General features: G+C 54.1%; 1 protein-coding gene. It reads left to right on the forward strand.

Annotation, left to right across the window (positions count from 1 at the left end; all coding sequences use genetic code 11):
• Positions 1-7 precede the first annotated feature (7 nt).
• The coding region (locus tag SB765_RS31085; RefSeq protein ID WP_410932684.1) for a MerR family transcriptional regulator at positions 8-259 on the forward strand (252 nt) is incomplete at its 3' end.

Below are 259 nucleotides of genomic sequence, written 5' to 3' on the forward strand. Positions count from 1 at the left end.
GTTCAAAATGCCCGTGAATACTGCTCCGATAGATAGCACTTCGCTTCTAGATCCGACCGATTCAGATCAGCTGTTTCCGATTCGTGAAGTCTCGAGATTGACAGGCATCAATCCGGTCACGCTGCGCGCCTGGGAGCGCCGTTATGGCCTGATTCAGCCCACGCGCACCGAAAGTGGGCATCGGCTGTACTCCAAGAGCGATATTGAAACCGTTCATCGCATTCTCGATTGGGTTGAACGCGGTGTGGCAGTGAGCAAG

This window comes from Pseudomonas sp. SIMBA_067, from assembly GCF_046534675.1.
Lineage (GTDB): Bacteria > Pseudomonadota > Gammaproteobacteria > Pseudomonadales > Pseudomonadaceae > Aquipseudomonas > Aquipseudomonas putida.